This window comes from Ruegeria sp. BHSC276 (assembly GCF_059612945.1).
Genome location: NZ_JBXWRP010000005.1, coordinates 238,568 through 252,832, shown reverse-complemented (window position 1 = coordinate 252,832; position 14,265 = coordinate 238,568). Strand labels below are relative to the sequence as shown.

The following is a 14,265-nucleotide window of genomic DNA, read 5'->3' as shown; positions in this document are numbered from 1 at the left end:
GCCTAGCCGCGGCCGATATAGGGCATCGTGGTCGCCATGACGGTCATGAACTGAACATTCGCCTCGGGCGGCAAGCTGGCCATGTGCAGAACCGACCGCGCCGCATCCTCGACCGCCATCGTCGGGTCCGGCTCGTGCCCTTCGGCAATGGCCCGTTCAACCAGACCCTGCACCATCGGGGTACGCGCGTTTCCGATGTCGATCTGACCGCAGGCAATGCCGAAGGCCCGCCCGTCCAAGGACAGGCTGCGCGTCAAACCGGTTATGGCATGTTTGGTAGCGGTATAATGCACCGAGTTCGGACGCGGCACATGCGCCGCGATCGAGCCGTTGTTGATGATGCGTCCACCTTGCGGGCTCTGCCGCCGCATCGCACCGAACGCGGCGCGGGCGCACAGAAACATCCCATTCAGATTCACGTTGACGCTCTGATACCAGTCGTCCAGCGCGATCTCGTCGATCGTTCCGGCGGGCGGAAAAATGCCGGCGTTGTTGAACAGAACATCCAACCGTCCGGCCTGCACCTGAAATGCATCGAACGCTGCCGACACCGCTTGGGGGTCCGTCACGTCGGCCACCAGCGGAATAGCGTTTTCGCGCGCGGCGGCCATCTGGTTCAGCTTGTCCGCACTACGCGCCAGCAGGCCGACCTTCCAGCCCTGATCCAGAAACAGTTCGGCGGTGGCTCGCCCGATCCCCGAGCTGGCGCCGGTTACGATGATCGTCTTCATGTCTCCTCCGCCTCCAGCGTAAGTTTTGCGGCCGGGACCGCGCGCAGGTCGTCAACCTGCAACGGGTGGCTCGGCTTCGAAAGCCTATTTCGCACCACCCAGATCAGCCGCTCTTGCGCCCGGGTGATGGCCACATAGGCCAGCCGTTTCCAAAGGGGTTGCCCGGCCTCAGTCCGGCCCATCCGGGCGGCGGCGTAAAGGTCAGGGGCAAAGACCTGCACCGTGTCCCACTGCGAGCCCTGCGCCTTATGGATCGTCACGGCGGCCCCATGCAGAAACGTGGCCCCCATGCGCGCGGCAAAGGGGATGAAGGGCTCTTCCTCGTCCGGTTTTTCGATCTGCACGATCGAAGCGGCGCTCACCTGCGGGTCCTCGGCCCCCATGACATGCAGCCGCGAGAACCCCGGCTTGCGCCCCGGTCCCAGATAGATCACCTGCGCGCCCTTGATCAGCCCGCGCGCCTCGAGGTCGAGCCGCTTCTTGCGGTGCTTCAGCGGCAGCTCGATCCCATCGCAAATCAACGGTTCGCCTTCCAACAGCTCGGTCTCGGGGGCCCCATGCACCTGGCGGAAGGCCTGGATCAGCCGGATACGCGTCGCGTTCCGCCAGACCAGAACCGGGCTGCGGGCCATCAGGTCGACCTCGACCCGCTGGCCCCAGACCACGCGGTCATCCGTGCGGGCGGTCTGCTCGACAAGGCGTTCGAAATCCTCGAACCCCATCGCCGGATCGGCCAGCGCATGGGCCAGGTCCAGAATGGGGTTGTCGGCCTCTTGCCGGTGCACCCGGTGCAGGATCAGCTTGCGCGGTTCCGGCAAAGCATCGAACACCATCGACCCGGACTGGTTCACCGGCGCCAACTGCGCCGGATCGCCGAACAGCAGCAGGGTGGGAAAGATCTCCTTGAGATCCTCGAACTGCCGGTCGTCCAGCATCGAGGCCTCATCGACGAACCCGATATCCAGCGGCTCGTCGCGCCGTTTCCAGCCGGTGATGAAATCCGACCCGCGCAGGCCGGCGGCGGCCAGAGCACCGGGGATGGACTTGTTGTTGGCGTAAAACGCGGCGGCGCGGTCCAGCGCCTCGTCGGTCAGGCCTTCAATCTCGGGGCGGTCGTCGTTGCCCGCCAGCCATACGGCGATCCGCTCGTATTCCGGATCATAGACCGGCGTGTACAGAATCCGGTGAATGGTGGTGGCCGGAACACCGCGCAACCGCAACACGCTGGCGGCCTTGTTGGTCGGGGCCAGAATGGCAAGGCTGCGCTTGTCCTTCGATTTGCGGCTTTCATAGTCGCCCGAGACGATCTGAACTCCGGTCTCGGCCAGCGCCTTGTAAAGTTCGGCCAACAGCAGGGTTTTGCCCGACCCGGCCTTGCCGATCACCGCCATCACCCCCGACTCGCCTTGGCCGGGCAGCTTGAGCAGCGCATCGTCTTCCAGGTCCACGCCTGCGGTTTTCAGCATCTGGGCGATGCTGTAGAAGGCGGCGGCCTGGTCTTCGGAAAATGTGACCTTGGGCAGAGACATGGCGCGACCCTACAAGGCCGCGCCAGTCTGCGCCAGATGCGGAATACAACGTCAGGCAGACAGTGCGAACCGATGCCGCGCGGTGGACCCAAAGGCTGTTCGGAACCACAGCCGCGACAGCTCGCGCGGGATGCCCGCCCGCTCCGCCACACGGTTGCAGTCCTCGGCCGAATAGGGCCACAGTCCGACCGAGATCTGGTCGCGCCCAGTTCCCTCCGAGCCCAGCACGATCGGAGACGACCCGATCAGGCGATAGATGCGAATCATGCGCGCATCAAAGACCCCCGCGATGTGGGTCAGGCCAAAGCCCTCCATCACTTCGCCGCCGCTCAGCATGATGGCACCGGCCGTGTGCGGGCTGGCCCCGCGCGACAGGCAGAATCGGGTCACTTCCCAGATCAGGGGGCTGCAAATCGGTCGACCTCCGGTCAGATGTCCAAACACGTCATTCACCATGACCGAGCCCGTCGTCGGCAGAATTCGCATGGACCCGCCATGGCTGCCATCCGGCTCCTCCCAGATCACATACAGCGGGTTCAGATCATCATACTGGTCCCGCTCCTCGCCTTTTTCGTTGACGTGAACGTCCCACCCCAGGCGGGTCTTGAATTGATCGGCGCGGTCGCGAAACATCCCCTCGGCCAATTTCGGAAATTTATGAAGTTCGTCAGCGTATAAATAACGCAGCATGACTTTTCCCCTTGTCGTCCAGTGCTGGAACGAAGGGGGTACAAAGCCATGGTTAATTTACTGTGTTTGGGGCGCGCGGCCCTTAAACCACTATTAATCCCCGGCTCAGGGCTTTTGCAATGGCGTGCGTGGTGTTCAACGCCCCCAGCTTGGCCCGCGCGCTTTCGATATAGACCCGCAGCGTGTGTTCGGAAATCGACAGGGAATGGGCGACCTGCGCCCGACTGTAGCCAAGGGCCAAAAGTGTCATGGCATCAATCTCGCGCGGCGACAGCGAACGGGGCGAATCCGGTTGCCGGGACCGCTCGAATTCCAGCGCCTTTCGGTTGAAGTAATGCGCGATCAGGATCAGTTCGCGGCCATATGCGCCGATGAAGGCCTGCCACGCGTCATCCGCACATGAATGGTTCACGGTAAAGAGGGCAAACTGGCCATTCGGGCCGCGGATAGGTATCGAGTAACCTTGATTGCCGACCCCGTGCGCCAATGCATCCTTCAAAAAGGCCTTGGCGACCTTGCCCGACCAGTCCAGCGCCTTCCAGTCAACCGGCTGGAACCGTTGGAAACAGCCCAGAATGACCGGATCGATGCGATGATAGTTGCGCTCCTGATAGCGCTCGGCCCAGGCGTCGGGATAGGTCGTGCACCCATATTGTTCGCCGCCGCCATCGACCCAGTGATACACGATGTGATCGATTTTCAGCTTGTCGCGAAGCCCGACGGCAACCGCGCCCAGTTCGTCAAGCGTGCTGGTGTTTTCCAAGTCCTCCAGGACCTGACTCAAATCGACCTGCGTTCCCATTCGACGGTGCCCGCGCCTCACGCTCGAGGGACGCAATCTCGGCCGCTGCAATCAGCTTCGTGTCATCAAGCTGTTCGGCCAAAGCCGTCAGCCCATTGGCAACTGCGAAGGCGTTGAGGTCCGACAGTACGTCCAGTATCCACTCATTCTGCGCCATCAGGGTCGCTCCGAAACAGTTAACGAAGGGTTAACACAACCATAACATGTGTGTGATTTTGTTGCATATTCGCTTCTTTCTACTCCCCAAAAATGGCGGGTCCGCAATCTCCAAGCGACTGAAGTTCAAGCAGGGGCTGCAAAACAGAAAACGCCCGCGAGTCGCCGGAACGATTCGCGGGCGTTGATGTGTTTCAACGCCCCGCTCAACCGCGAGCGTCCAAGACCTCCTCGAGGGTGCGTAGCCCGGTGCGCGGCGCCTGAACCAGAACCGACATGTTTCCTGGCTTGTGCTCGTTGCGCATCATCTTCATGTGGGCTTCGGGCAGTTCGTTCCAGGGGAACACCTCGGACATGCAGGGATCAAGCCGCCGTTCGAGCATCAGTCGGTTCGCCGCCGAGGCCTGCTTGAGATGCGCGAAATGCGACCCCTGCAGGCGTTTCTGGTGCATCCACATGTACCGCACGTCGAAGGTCAGGTTGTAACCGGTGGTGCCGGCGCAGATGACCACCATGCCGCCCTTCTTCACCACGAACGTCGAGACCGGGAAGGTGGCTTCGCCGGGGTGCTCGAACACCATGTCGACATTCACGCCCTTGCCGGTGATGTCCCAGATCGCCTTGCCGAATTTGCGGGCTTCCTTGAACCATTCGGCGTATTCGGGTGTGTTGACCGTAGGCAACTGACCCCAACAGTTGAAATCCTTGCGGTTGATGACACCCTTGGCGCCCAGCCCCATGACGAAGTCGCGCTTGCTTTCGTCCGAGATCACGCCGATTGCGTTGGCGCCCGCCGTGTTGATCAGCTGGATCGCGTAGGAGCCCAGACCGCCCGACGCGCCCCAGACCAGAACGTTCTGGCCCGGCTTCAGGTCATGCGGTTCATGCCCGAACAGCATCCGATAGGCAGTGGCCAGCGTCAGCGTGTAGCAGGCGCTTTCCTCCCAGGTCAGATGCTTGGGGCGCGGCATCAGCTGCTGCGCCTGCACGTTGGTGAATTGCGCAAACGACCCATCGGGCGTTTCATAGCCCCAGATCCGCTGGCTGGGTGAATACATCGGGTCACCGCCGTTGCATTCCTCGTCGTCGCCGTCGTCCTGGTTGCAGTGGATCACGACCTCGTCGCCGACCTTCCAGCGTTTCACCTTGTCGCCCACCGCCCAGACGATGCCTGATGCATCCGAGCCCGCGATGTGATACGGGGCCTTGTGGCCATCAAAGGGGCTGATCGGTTTGCCGAGCGAGGCCCAAACGCCGTTGTAGTTGACGCCCGCCGCCATCACCAGAACCAGTACTTCGTGGCTGTCCAGCTTGGGCACATCGACCACCTCCAACTGCATCGCAGTGTCGGGCTCACCGTGGCGCTCCTTACGGATGGCCCACGCATACATCTTCTTCGGCACATATCCCATCGGCGGGATTTCACCCATTTCGTAGAGGTCTTTTTCCGGTGCCTCGTAGGACGCGATGCCGCTGTCGGTGTCCAAAGCCATTGTGGCCTCCTCTGTCAAACATGTTCGCCGCGACGCAGAATCGCGCGCTTCATAGGCTGGAATATTGGCCCATGAGTAATTTTGCAACCCATTTCGGATCATTATTGAAATTTTATGACCCAGCAGCCGCAGAAATTTCTTTTGCAGCCGCAGAACCATCCGGGTCTTCGCTGATGGGCGCTGAGGCGGCATAATACTGCATCAGATCCAACCGCTCGACCGATGGCGACAGCATACCGTTGTTTCTGCTCAGTATTCGCCGTTCGACCAGTTGTTCGATCGCTGGCGAAATAGCTTTCAGGTCTTCGTCCGTCGCGCCTTCCCGCCGCATCAGTTCGGCGATGCGTGACTGAACGTCAGACTCGGAGATGGTGCCGTTCTCGCGAACGAGCCAACACGCGGCGGGCGCTGGTACCAAAGGAATTGCCCGACCGATCCGACGCATCAGTTCTCGGGCCAGATCCGTCATCAAGTCCGGGCCAGCTTGTTTGCGGAACTCCTGCAGCGAAATGGGCAGGCCGTACCGAACCGAGGCCAAGCCGAACCGCTTGTAGCGCCCGATGATACGGCGCCATACCTGTTTCAGGCTCCACCTTGTGATCACGCCGATCCGAGCGCGAAACCGCCGTTCGCTGCCCAGGGCGGCAGCGGTCAGGATCGTATCCTCCAGCACCCTGTCATAGTTCAGCGCAACCGGCACGAACACCACATCCCGCCCATCGGGGCTGGTGCCGTCGATGATGTATTTCAGCAGCCCTAGCTTGGGTCGGCCCAGCGCCCCGGTCAGGCTTAGGCCACCTTCAGGAAACATCGCCTGCGTGACACCGGCATTGGTGGCCAAGCGCACATAGCTGGCCAGAACCTGCCGGTAGAGTTCGCTGCCGGACTTGCGCCGGATGAAATAGGCTCCCATCGCGCGGATCAACCGGCTGAGCGGCCAGACCCGTGCCCACTCGCCCACCGCATAGGACAGCGCCGACTGTTGCGCGGCCAAATAGGTCACCAGAACATAATCCATGTTGCTCCGGTGATTCATTACAAAGACCACGGTTGCTTTGGGATCGATCTCCTTCAATGCGGCCTCGTCCTCGTGGCTGAGGCGGACATTGTAGAACGCGTTGCTCAACCACCGAGCCAACCGAATGGCAAAGCTGAAATACATGAAGGCCGAAAACGACGGGACGATTTCCCGGGCGTATCGCCGGGCCTGCTCGAACGCGACCGCTTCGGGGATACCATGTTCTTCGGCGTGGTGCTGAACAGCCTGACCAACCTGCGGGTCATAGATCAGGCGTTGGATCATGTCATGACGCTCGGCCAGTTTGAACGGCTGGATTGGCCGTTGCAGGCGCTGGTTCAACCGTTCAACAGCCCGTTCAAGCCGGCGGCGAAAGAACCAGCGCACCGACGGGAACAGGAAATGCGAGGCAAAAGTGACCGCGGCAAACACCACGATCAGAACAAACAGCCAAATCGGTAGCTCAACGGTCTGCGTCATGCCGGCACAGTGCCATCAAACCGCCGCCGTCACAATCGGCAGCACACCGTACATGCCGCAACGCAGCGAATTGACATGTGCTGAAAATTGCGCTTTAGAACCCATGAGAGAAATATTGTTACCCATCGACGCATGAGGCTCTGACCATGACGCAGACGCAGAAAGACCGCCCCTGGCTCATCCGAACCTATGCCGGTCATTCCACGGCCAAAGCCTCGAACGCGCTGTACCGGTCCAACCTGGCCAAAGGGCAGACCGGTTTGTCGGTTGCCTTCGATCTGCCGACGCAGACGGGTTATGACAGTGATCACACCCTGGCCCGGGGCGAGGTCGGCAAGGTCGGGGTGCCGGTCTGCCACCTGGGGGACATGCGGGTTTTGTTCGATCAGATCCCGCTGGAGCAGATGAACACGTCGATGACGATCAACGCCACAGCCCCTTGGCTGCTGGCGCTGTATATCGCGGTGGCCGAGGAACAGGGCGCCGATGTGTCCAAGCTGCAGGGCACGGTACAGAACGATCTGATCAAGGAGTATCTCAGCCGCGGCACTTATGTCTGCCCACCCAAGCCCTCGCTCAAGATGATCGCGGATGTGGCCGAGTACTGTTATTCGAACGTACCGAAATGGAACCCGATGAACGTGTGTTCCTATCACCTGCAAGAGGCCGGCGCGACGCCCGAGCAGGAGCTGGCCTATGCGCTGGCCACCGCCATCGCGGTCCTGGACGAGTTGCGTCCCCGCGTTCCGGCCGAGGATTTTCCGGCGCTATGCGGCCGCATCTCGTTCTTCGTGAATGCGGGCATCCGATTTGTCACCGAAATGTGCAAGATGCGGGCCTTTGTCGACCTTTGGGATGAAATACTGCAACAACGTTATGGCGTGGAAAACCCCAAGTTCCGCCGATTCCGCTATGGCGTTCAGGTCAACTCGCTGGGCCTGACCGAGCAGCAGCCCGAAAACAACGTCTATCGCATCCTGATCGAGATGCTGGCCGTGACCCTGTCGAAAAAGGCGCGCGCCCGGGCGGTGCAATTGCCCGCCTGGAACGAGGCACTGGGCCTGCCGCGCCCCTGGGACCAGCAATGGTCGATGCGAATGCAACAAATCCTGGCCTATGAGACAGACTTGCTGGAATATGACGACCTGTTCGACGGCAACCCGGTGGTCGATGCCAAAGTCGAGGAACTGAAGCAGGGCGCCCGGGCCGAGCTGGCCAATCTGGAGTCGATGGGCGGTGCGGTTGCGGCGATCGACTACATGAAATCGCGGCTGGTGGATTCCAACGCCGAGCGGCTCAACCGGATCGAGCGCAACGAGACCATCGTCGTCGGCGTGAACCGCTGGACCGAGGGTGAGCCCTCGCCGCTGCAGACCGAGGATGGCGGGATCATGGTCGTCGATCCGGCGGTCGAACAGGAACAGATCGATCGCCTGAACGACTGGCGTGCCGCCCGCGATGACGCCGCCGTGAGCGCGGCGCTGGCCGATCTGCGCGCCGCCGCGCAATCGGGCGCCAACATCATGGAGCCCTCGATCGCCGCGGCCAAGGCCGGCGTCACCACCGGCGAATGGGCCGAAGAGATGCGGCGCGTCTTTGGCACCTATCGTGGCCCGACGGGCGTTTCGGGGTCGGTCTCGAACAAGACCGAAGGCTTGGACGACCTGCGGGCGGCGGTGGATGCGGTCAGCGACCGCCTGGGGCGTCGCCTGAAATTCCTGGTGGGCAAACCAGGGCTGGACGGCCATTCCAACGGTGCCGAGCAGATCGCTTTCCGCGCCCGCGACTGCGGCATGGACATCACCTATGACGGCATCCGCCTGACCCCCGAGGAAATCGTGAAGTCGGCCATGGATCAGCAAGCTCATGTGATCGGCCTGTCGATCCTGTCGGGCAGTCACCTGCCGTTGGTTCAGGAAGTCATGACACGCCTGCGCGAAGCTGGCTTGGGTGATATTCCCGTTGTCGTCGGGGGCATCATCCCGGACGAAGACGCGGATCGCCTCAGATCGATGGGTGTTGCCAATGTCTATACTCCCAAGAATTTCGAACTGAATGCGATCATGGGAGACATCGTGGCGTTGGCAGATCCAAAAACGATCGCCGCAGAATAAAACAGAAATGAGCGCGCTTATTATTCGATTTCAGTAAAAAAAGATTAGAAAACAAAGAAAGTTCTCCTTACCGTGTGCGGACAATTCGCAACCGAAATTGACAGGTACGGGGAAAATGGCGATCAATCTTGAAAAAATGTCGCGTCAGGAACTTCTGGAATTGCGCGGCCAAATCGACACGGCCTTGGAGAATGCCGAGGCCCGCGAGCGCGAAGAAGCCCTGAAAGCGGCTGAACAGGCCGCGGCGGCTTATGGGTTCTCGCTGTCGGACCTGACGGTGAAGGCGTCCAGATCTGGAAAGAGCGGCAAAGCCAAGGCAAAATACCGGAATCCGACTGACCCTTCGCAAACTTGGACGGGGCGCGGGCGCAAACCGAAATGGGTACACGAAGCGCTGAAAGCCGGAGCAGATATAACCGATCTCGAAATCTGAATGAGGGTTTTGTACCAAAATGACAATTCACATTGGCGCCGAAAAAGGTGAAATTGCCGAAACCGTGCTTTTGCCCGGCGACCCCTATCGCGCGAAATGGGCAGCGGAAACTTTCCTGAGCAATGTCCGCCAGATCAACGATGTGCGCGGAATGCTGGGATTCACCGGCGAATGGAAAGGCAATCCGGTCACCATTCAAGGCAGCGGAATGGGAATGCCCTCGCTGTCTATTTACGTCAATGAACTGATCCGGGACTACGGTGCGAAAACCCTGATCCGCATCGGCTCGTGCGGTGGCATGCAGGAAAACGTCAAACTGCGCGATGTGATCATTGCGATGACGTCAACGACGCTCAGCACGCCGTCTCGGGGCATCATGAAAGAGATCAACTTCGCGCCCTGCGCCGACTGGTCGCTGTTGCAGGCGGCCGTGCAGGCGGCCGAGGCGAAAGGAACCCCGATGCATGTCGGCGGTATCTACTCGTCGGACGTGTTCTATGACGAACGCCCCGACCTGAACGAGCAGATGGTGCGCCACGGCATCCTGGGTGTCGAGATGGAGGCCGCCGAGCTGTATATCCTGGCCGCACGGCACAAATGCCGCGCTCTGGCGGTTCTGACCGTGTCCGATCACCTGCTGACCGGCGAGGCCCTGCCCTCGTCCGAGCGCCAGAGCAGCTTTGGCGACATGGTGGAAATTGCGCTGCACGCCGCCTTCCCGAACGCCTGAAGCCAACCGGCCCGGGGCTATTCCCGGGCCTCAGCGCCCGTGCGAGCGGTCATAGCCATTGGGCGCCGGGCTTTGCCATCCGGTCAACGTCCCTTCGGCAGGCGCAAACACTTCGACAAGCAGCGGATGACAGGCGGCGGTGTCCGATGAATGCTCGGCCGAGCAATCCCCGCCCGGGCATGCGCTGAGGTCGCCCAGCAGATCGATTTCAGCGAAAAACTCCAGATAGTCGCCCGGACGCACCGGCGACGCCTTCATGAAATACTGCCCGGTATCGCGGGTGAAGCCGGTGCACATGAACACGTTCAGCACGTCGTGCACGGCCGGCTCGGCCTCGGCCAGCGAAAGGCCCAGATGGTCGGCCAGCGCGCGGGTCAGGTTGGAATGGCAACACTGGTGATACTGCGTGCCCGACAGCAGATTGCCGGTGTAGGGGTCGCAGCGCGTTCCGATCACGTCATGCACCGACCCGCCATATTCGTCGATTCCATACCAGTCCAGCGTGTCGGCCACGATCGTCGCCATGGGGCGCAGATGGGGAAAGCTGGACCACAGCCGCTCGCCCGTCGTCACGTGGGTTCCGTGCAACGCGCGGGTCTTGCCTGAATAGAAACGCTCGGACAGGTCGTGCAGGCTCCACAGGTTCAGGTCACCGACCTGCGGGCCCTCGACCGAAGTAATGCGAAAGAAATGCCCAGCCGGAACCTCGAAACACCGCGCATCGCGTGGCGGGACCAAAACCTCGCCCGTTTTGCGCGCGGTTGACCGGGCCGCCCCAAGCAGCGGCATGTCCGGCGCCGACAGGCTGTCATTGGGATAGCAGATCACCGGAGCGATGGCCCGGCGGGCGGCGGCGTCGGGTGGTGGGTTCGTCATGCTGCGTCCGTCCATGTTTTCGACACAGTGACGCAGATCGCGGCGGCGGGAAACCCCAAGGATTCGCTGGCGCCGAAATGTCAGGTTCCGGTTCGCTCGCACCGGTTCGGCTGCGTCTCGGAACGGGACACGGCACCGCAGAATGCACAGCTCCAGATCCCGTCCTTCCGGTGTCGCCGCCAACGACAGTCGCGCGTCAGCGCCGACGTGCGCGATCGCCAAAAGAAATAGGCGAATACACCGGCGGCGAGCAGGAGCAGAAGAATAGGCATGCCCCTGCTTCGCTCACATCGTGCCGATGTTCAAGCCCAACCCCCGCCGCACATCAGGCCGCGTTGGCGTATTCGAACAGTTCGGGTTCCTTGTCCTCGGCGTGTTTCGCCGGCGCGGGTGTATAATAGGCCCAAGCCTGCTCCAGCAACTTCAGGGCTTCGGTTGCATCGGTTTTGGCGGTGCTGTTTTCGGTTTTCATCGGAGTGATCCTGTTTCCAATCCGTCACTCCTCCCCAGCGCCAAACATAAGCCCGACCGGGGCGGCGCACATCCGATGATTTCACATGTGGGCCATGCACTTGCCGCAATGCGGCAAGTGCGGTCTTGGTTCGGGGTCAAACGGTGCGTTCGACCATCAGCTTCTTGATCTCGGCAATCGCCTTGGCCGGGTTCAGACCTTTGGGGCAGGTCTTGGCGCAGTTCATGATCGTGTGGCAGCGATACAGCTTGAACGGATCCTCGAGCTGATCCAGACGCTCGCCCGTGGCCTCGTCACGGCTGTCGATGATCCAGCGATAGGCATGCAGCAGCGCCGCGGGGCCAAGATAACGGTCGCCGTTCCACCAGTAGCTGGGGCACGAGGTCGAGCAGCTGGCGCACATCACGCATTCATAAAGGCCGTCGAGCTTCTTGCGGTCCTCGATCGACTGCCGCCATTCTTTCGCAGGCCGGTTGGTCTTGGTTTCCAGCCACGGCATGATGCTGGCGTGCTGCGCATAGAAATGCGTCAGATCGGGGATCAGGTCCTTGACCACCGGCATGTGCGGCAGCGGATAGATCTTCACGTCGCCCTTGATCTCGTCCATGCCGTAGATGCAGGCCAGCGTGTTGATCCCGTCGATGTTCATCGCGCAGGAGCCGCAGATCCCCTCGCGGCAGGACCGGCGGAAGGTCAGCGTCGGGTCGATCTTGTTCTTGATGTAGATCAGCGCATCCAGGACCATCGGGCCGCAATCGTCCATGTCGACGAAATAGGTGTCGACCCGCGGGTTCTGGCCATCGTCCGGGTTCCAGCGATAGATCTGGAACTTGCGCACGTTGCTCGCCCCTTCGGGCTTGGGCCAGGTCTTGCCCGTCGTGATGCGCGAATTCTTGGGGAGGGTCAGTTGTACCATGTGTTCCTCTCCTTAGAAGGTCCGCGCCTTGGGCGCGATCTTTTCAAGGCTGATGCCGCCCTGTTCTTCGGGCGTCAGCGGATCGACGATGACCGGGCGATAGCTCAACTCGACCGAGTTGCCCTCGACCCGCGCCACGGTGTGCACGCGCCAGTTCTCATCGTCGCGCTCGGGGAAGTCCTCGTGCGCGTGGGCGCCGCGGGATTCCTTGCGCGCCTCGGCACCAACGATGGTGGCCAGCGCGTTGGGCATCAGGTTGGTCAGCTCCAGCGTTTCCATCAGGTCGCTGTTCCAGACCAGGCTGCGGTCGGTGACCTTCAGGTCGTCCAGCTTTGCCGCGATCGCGGTCATCTTCTCGACGCCTTGCGCCAGCGTCTCGGCGGTGCGGAACACGGCTGCATCTTCCTGCATGGTCTTCTGCATTTCCAGCCGCAATTCGGCAGTCGGGGTCGCGCCGTTGGCGTTGCGCAGCGCGTCGAACCGGTCGAAGGCCTTGTCGACCGACGCCTTGTTCAGCACCGGGTTCGGCGCTTCGGGGTCCACCACCTTGCCGGCGCGGATCGCGGCGGCCCGGCCGAACACCACCAGGTCGATCAACGAGTTCGAGCCCAGCCGGTTGGCGCCGTGCACCGAGGCGCAGCCGGCCTCGCCCACGGCCATCAAGCCGGGCACCACGGCGGTGGGGTTGTCGGCGGTCGGGTTCAGCACCTCGCCCCAATAGTTGGTCGGAATGCCGCCCATGTTATAGTGCACCGTCGGCAGAACCGGGATCGGCTCCTTGGTCACGTCGACGCCGGCAAAGATTTTGGCCGATTCAGAGATCCCCGGCAGCCGCTCGGCCAGAGCCTCGGCCGGCAGGTGCGACAGGTTCAGGTGGATGTGATCACCATTCTTGCCCACACCCCGCCCTTCGCGGATCTCCATCGTCATGCAGCGGCTGACATAGTCACGCGGCGCCAGGTCCTTGTAGTGGGGCGCGTAACGCTCCATGAACCGTTCGCCTTCCGAGTTGGTCAGATATCCACCCTCGCCGCGCGCGCCTTCGGTGATCAGACAGCCCGAGCCATAGATGCCGGTCGGGTGGAACTGCACGAATTCCATGTCCTGCAGCGGCAGACCCGCGCGGGCCACCATGCCACCACCATCGCCGGTGCAGGTATGGGCCGAGGTCGCGCTGAAATAGGCGCGGCCGTAACCGCCCGTAGCCAGCACGACCATCTTGGCGTTGAAGACATGCATGGTACCGTCGTCCAGCTTCCAGCAGACGACGCCCTGGCACTGACCGTCCTCGGACATGATCAGGTCGATCGCAAAATACTCGATGTAGAATTCCGCGTTGTTCTTCAACGACTGTCCGTACAACGTGTGCAAGATCGCGTGACCGGTCCGGTCGGCGGCGGCACAGGTGCGCTGCACCGGCGGGCCCTCCCCGAATTCAGTGGTGTGGCCACCGAAGGGGCGCTGATAGATCTTGCCTTCCTCGGTCCGGCTGAAGGGCACGCCATAGTGCTCCAGCTCATACACCGCCTTGGGCGCCTCGCGCGCCAGGTATTCCATCGCGTCGGTGTCACCCAGCCAGTCCGAGCCCTTGACGGTGTCATACATGTGCCACTGCCAGTGGTCGGGGCCCATGTTCGACAGCGACGCCGCGATGCCGCCCTGTGCCGCGACGGTGTGCGAGCGCGTCGGAAAAACCTTGGTCACGCAGGCCGTGCGCAGCCCCTGCTCGGCCATGCCCAGCGTGGCCCGCAGCCCGGCCCCACCGGCGCCGACGACAACCACGTCATATTCGTGCGTTTCGTATTCGTATGCAGCCATTTCTTTC

The 14,265-nt window shown here is 61.8% G+C and carries 14 protein-coding genes; 3 read left to right on the top strand and 11 right to left on the bottom strand.

Features of this window, described 5'->3' with window-relative positions:
* Positions 1–2: 2 nt before the first annotated feature.
* From AC2FMD_RS10360 to AC2FMD_RS10330, 7 genes are all read right to left on the bottom strand, one after another.
* Positions 3–731 carry an SDR family oxidoreductase gene (locus AC2FMD_RS10360; protein WP_496742205.1) on the bottom strand — a complete coding sequence of 243 codons (729 nt, stop codon included), beginning with the start codon at positions 729–731 and terminating at the stop codon, positions 3–5.
* Positions 728–2,260: an ATP-dependent DNA helicase gene (locus tag AC2FMD_RS10355; RefSeq protein WP_496794977.1), complete on the bottom strand. Its 1,533-nt coding sequence runs from the start codon at positions 2,258–2,260 to the stop codon at positions 728–730. The genes AC2FMD_RS10360 and AC2FMD_RS10355 overlap by 4 nt, the downstream gene beginning before the upstream one ends.
* A 51-nt stretch (positions 2,261–2,311) precedes the next feature.
* Positions 2,312–2,950, bottom strand: coding sequence for an acyl-homoserine-lactone synthase (locus tag AC2FMD_RS10350; RefSeq protein WP_496682126.1), 639 nt, complete (start codon positions 2,948–2,950; stop codon positions 2,312–2,314).
* Positions 2,951–3,032: 82 nt separating this feature from the next.
* Entirely contained in the window at positions 3,033–3,752 is a 720-nt protein-coding gene (locus AC2FMD_RS10345; RefSeq protein WP_496742201.1) for a helix-turn-helix transcriptional regulator, read from the bottom strand.
* A complete protein-coding gene (locus AC2FMD_RS10340) occupies positions 3,691–3,909 on the bottom strand; it encodes a hypothetical protein (RefSeq protein WP_496682143.1) in 219 nt (72 codons plus the stop codon). The genes AC2FMD_RS10345 and AC2FMD_RS10340 overlap by 62 nt, the downstream gene beginning before the upstream one ends.
* A 205-nt stretch (positions 3,910–4,114) precedes the next feature.
* Positions 4,115–5,401: a crotonyl-CoA carboxylase/reductase gene (ccrA, locus tag AC2FMD_RS10335; RefSeq protein ID WP_496682128.1), complete on the bottom strand. Its 1,287-nt coding sequence runs from the start codon at positions 5,399–5,401 to the stop codon at positions 4,115–4,117.
* A gap of 112 nt (positions 5,402–5,513) precedes the next feature.
* The gene (locus tag AC2FMD_RS10330; RefSeq protein WP_496688088.1) at positions 5,514–6,899 is read right to left on the bottom strand and encodes a 1-acyl-sn-glycerol-3-phosphate acyltransferase; all 1,386 of its coding nucleotides are present in this window, start codon (positions 6,897–6,899) and stop codon (positions 5,514–5,516) included.
* A 146-nt stretch (positions 6,900–7,045) separates the two neighbouring features.
* Between AC2FMD_RS10330 and AC2FMD_RS10325 the strand changes: the two genes are divergently transcribed.
* The 3 genes from AC2FMD_RS10325 to deoD all read left to right on the top strand — a co-directional run bounded on the left by AC2FMD_RS10325 (position 7,046) and on the right by deoD (position 10,176).
* Positions 7,046–9,013: a protein meaA gene (locus tag AC2FMD_RS10325; protein ID WP_496682131.1), complete on the top strand. Its 1,968-nt coding sequence runs from the start codon at positions 7,046–7,048 to the stop codon at positions 9,011–9,013.
* Between the two features lie 115 nt (positions 9,014–9,128).
* Positions 9,129–9,446, top strand: coding sequence for an H-NS histone family protein (locus AC2FMD_RS10320; protein ID WP_496742199.1), 318 nt, complete (start codon positions 9,129–9,131; stop codon positions 9,444–9,446).
* A 19-nt stretch (positions 9,447–9,465) separates the two neighbouring features.
* On the top strand, positions 9,466–10,176 hold the full coding sequence (gene deoD, locus AC2FMD_RS10315) for a purine-nucleoside phosphorylase (RefSeq protein ID WP_496682136.1): 711 nt from the start codon (positions 9,466–9,468) through the stop codon (positions 10,174–10,176).
* A gap of 30 nt (positions 10,177–10,206) precedes the next feature.
* On the opposite strand, the gene AC2FMD_RS10310 is transcribed toward deoD, so the two are convergent.
* The 4 genes from AC2FMD_RS10310 to sdhA all read right to left on the bottom strand — a co-directional run bounded on the left by AC2FMD_RS10310 (position 10,207) and on the right by sdhA (position 14,258).
* Entirely contained in the window at positions 10,207–11,052 is an 846-nt protein-coding gene (locus AC2FMD_RS10310) for an urea carboxylase-associated family protein (RefSeq protein WP_496742197.1), read from the bottom strand.
* A gap of 325 nt (positions 11,053–11,377) precedes the next feature.
* On the bottom strand, positions 11,378–11,524 hold the full coding sequence (locus AC2FMD_RS10305; protein ID WP_496688082.1) for a hypothetical protein: 147 nt from the start codon (positions 11,522–11,524) through the stop codon (positions 11,378–11,380).
* Between the two features lie 136 nt (positions 11,525–11,660).
* Positions 11,661–12,440 (bottom strand): succinate dehydrogenase iron-sulfur subunit, encoded by a 780-nt coding sequence (locus AC2FMD_RS10300; RefSeq protein WP_496683194.1) that lies wholly within the window; start codon positions 12,438–12,440, stop codon positions 11,661–11,663.
* Positions 12,441–12,452: 12 nt separating this feature from the next.
* A complete protein-coding gene (gene sdhA, locus AC2FMD_RS10295) occupies positions 12,453–14,258 on the bottom strand; it encodes a succinate dehydrogenase flavoprotein subunit (RefSeq protein WP_496683195.1) in 1,806 nt (601 codons plus the stop codon).
* Positions 14,259–14,265 lie beyond the last annotated feature (7 nt).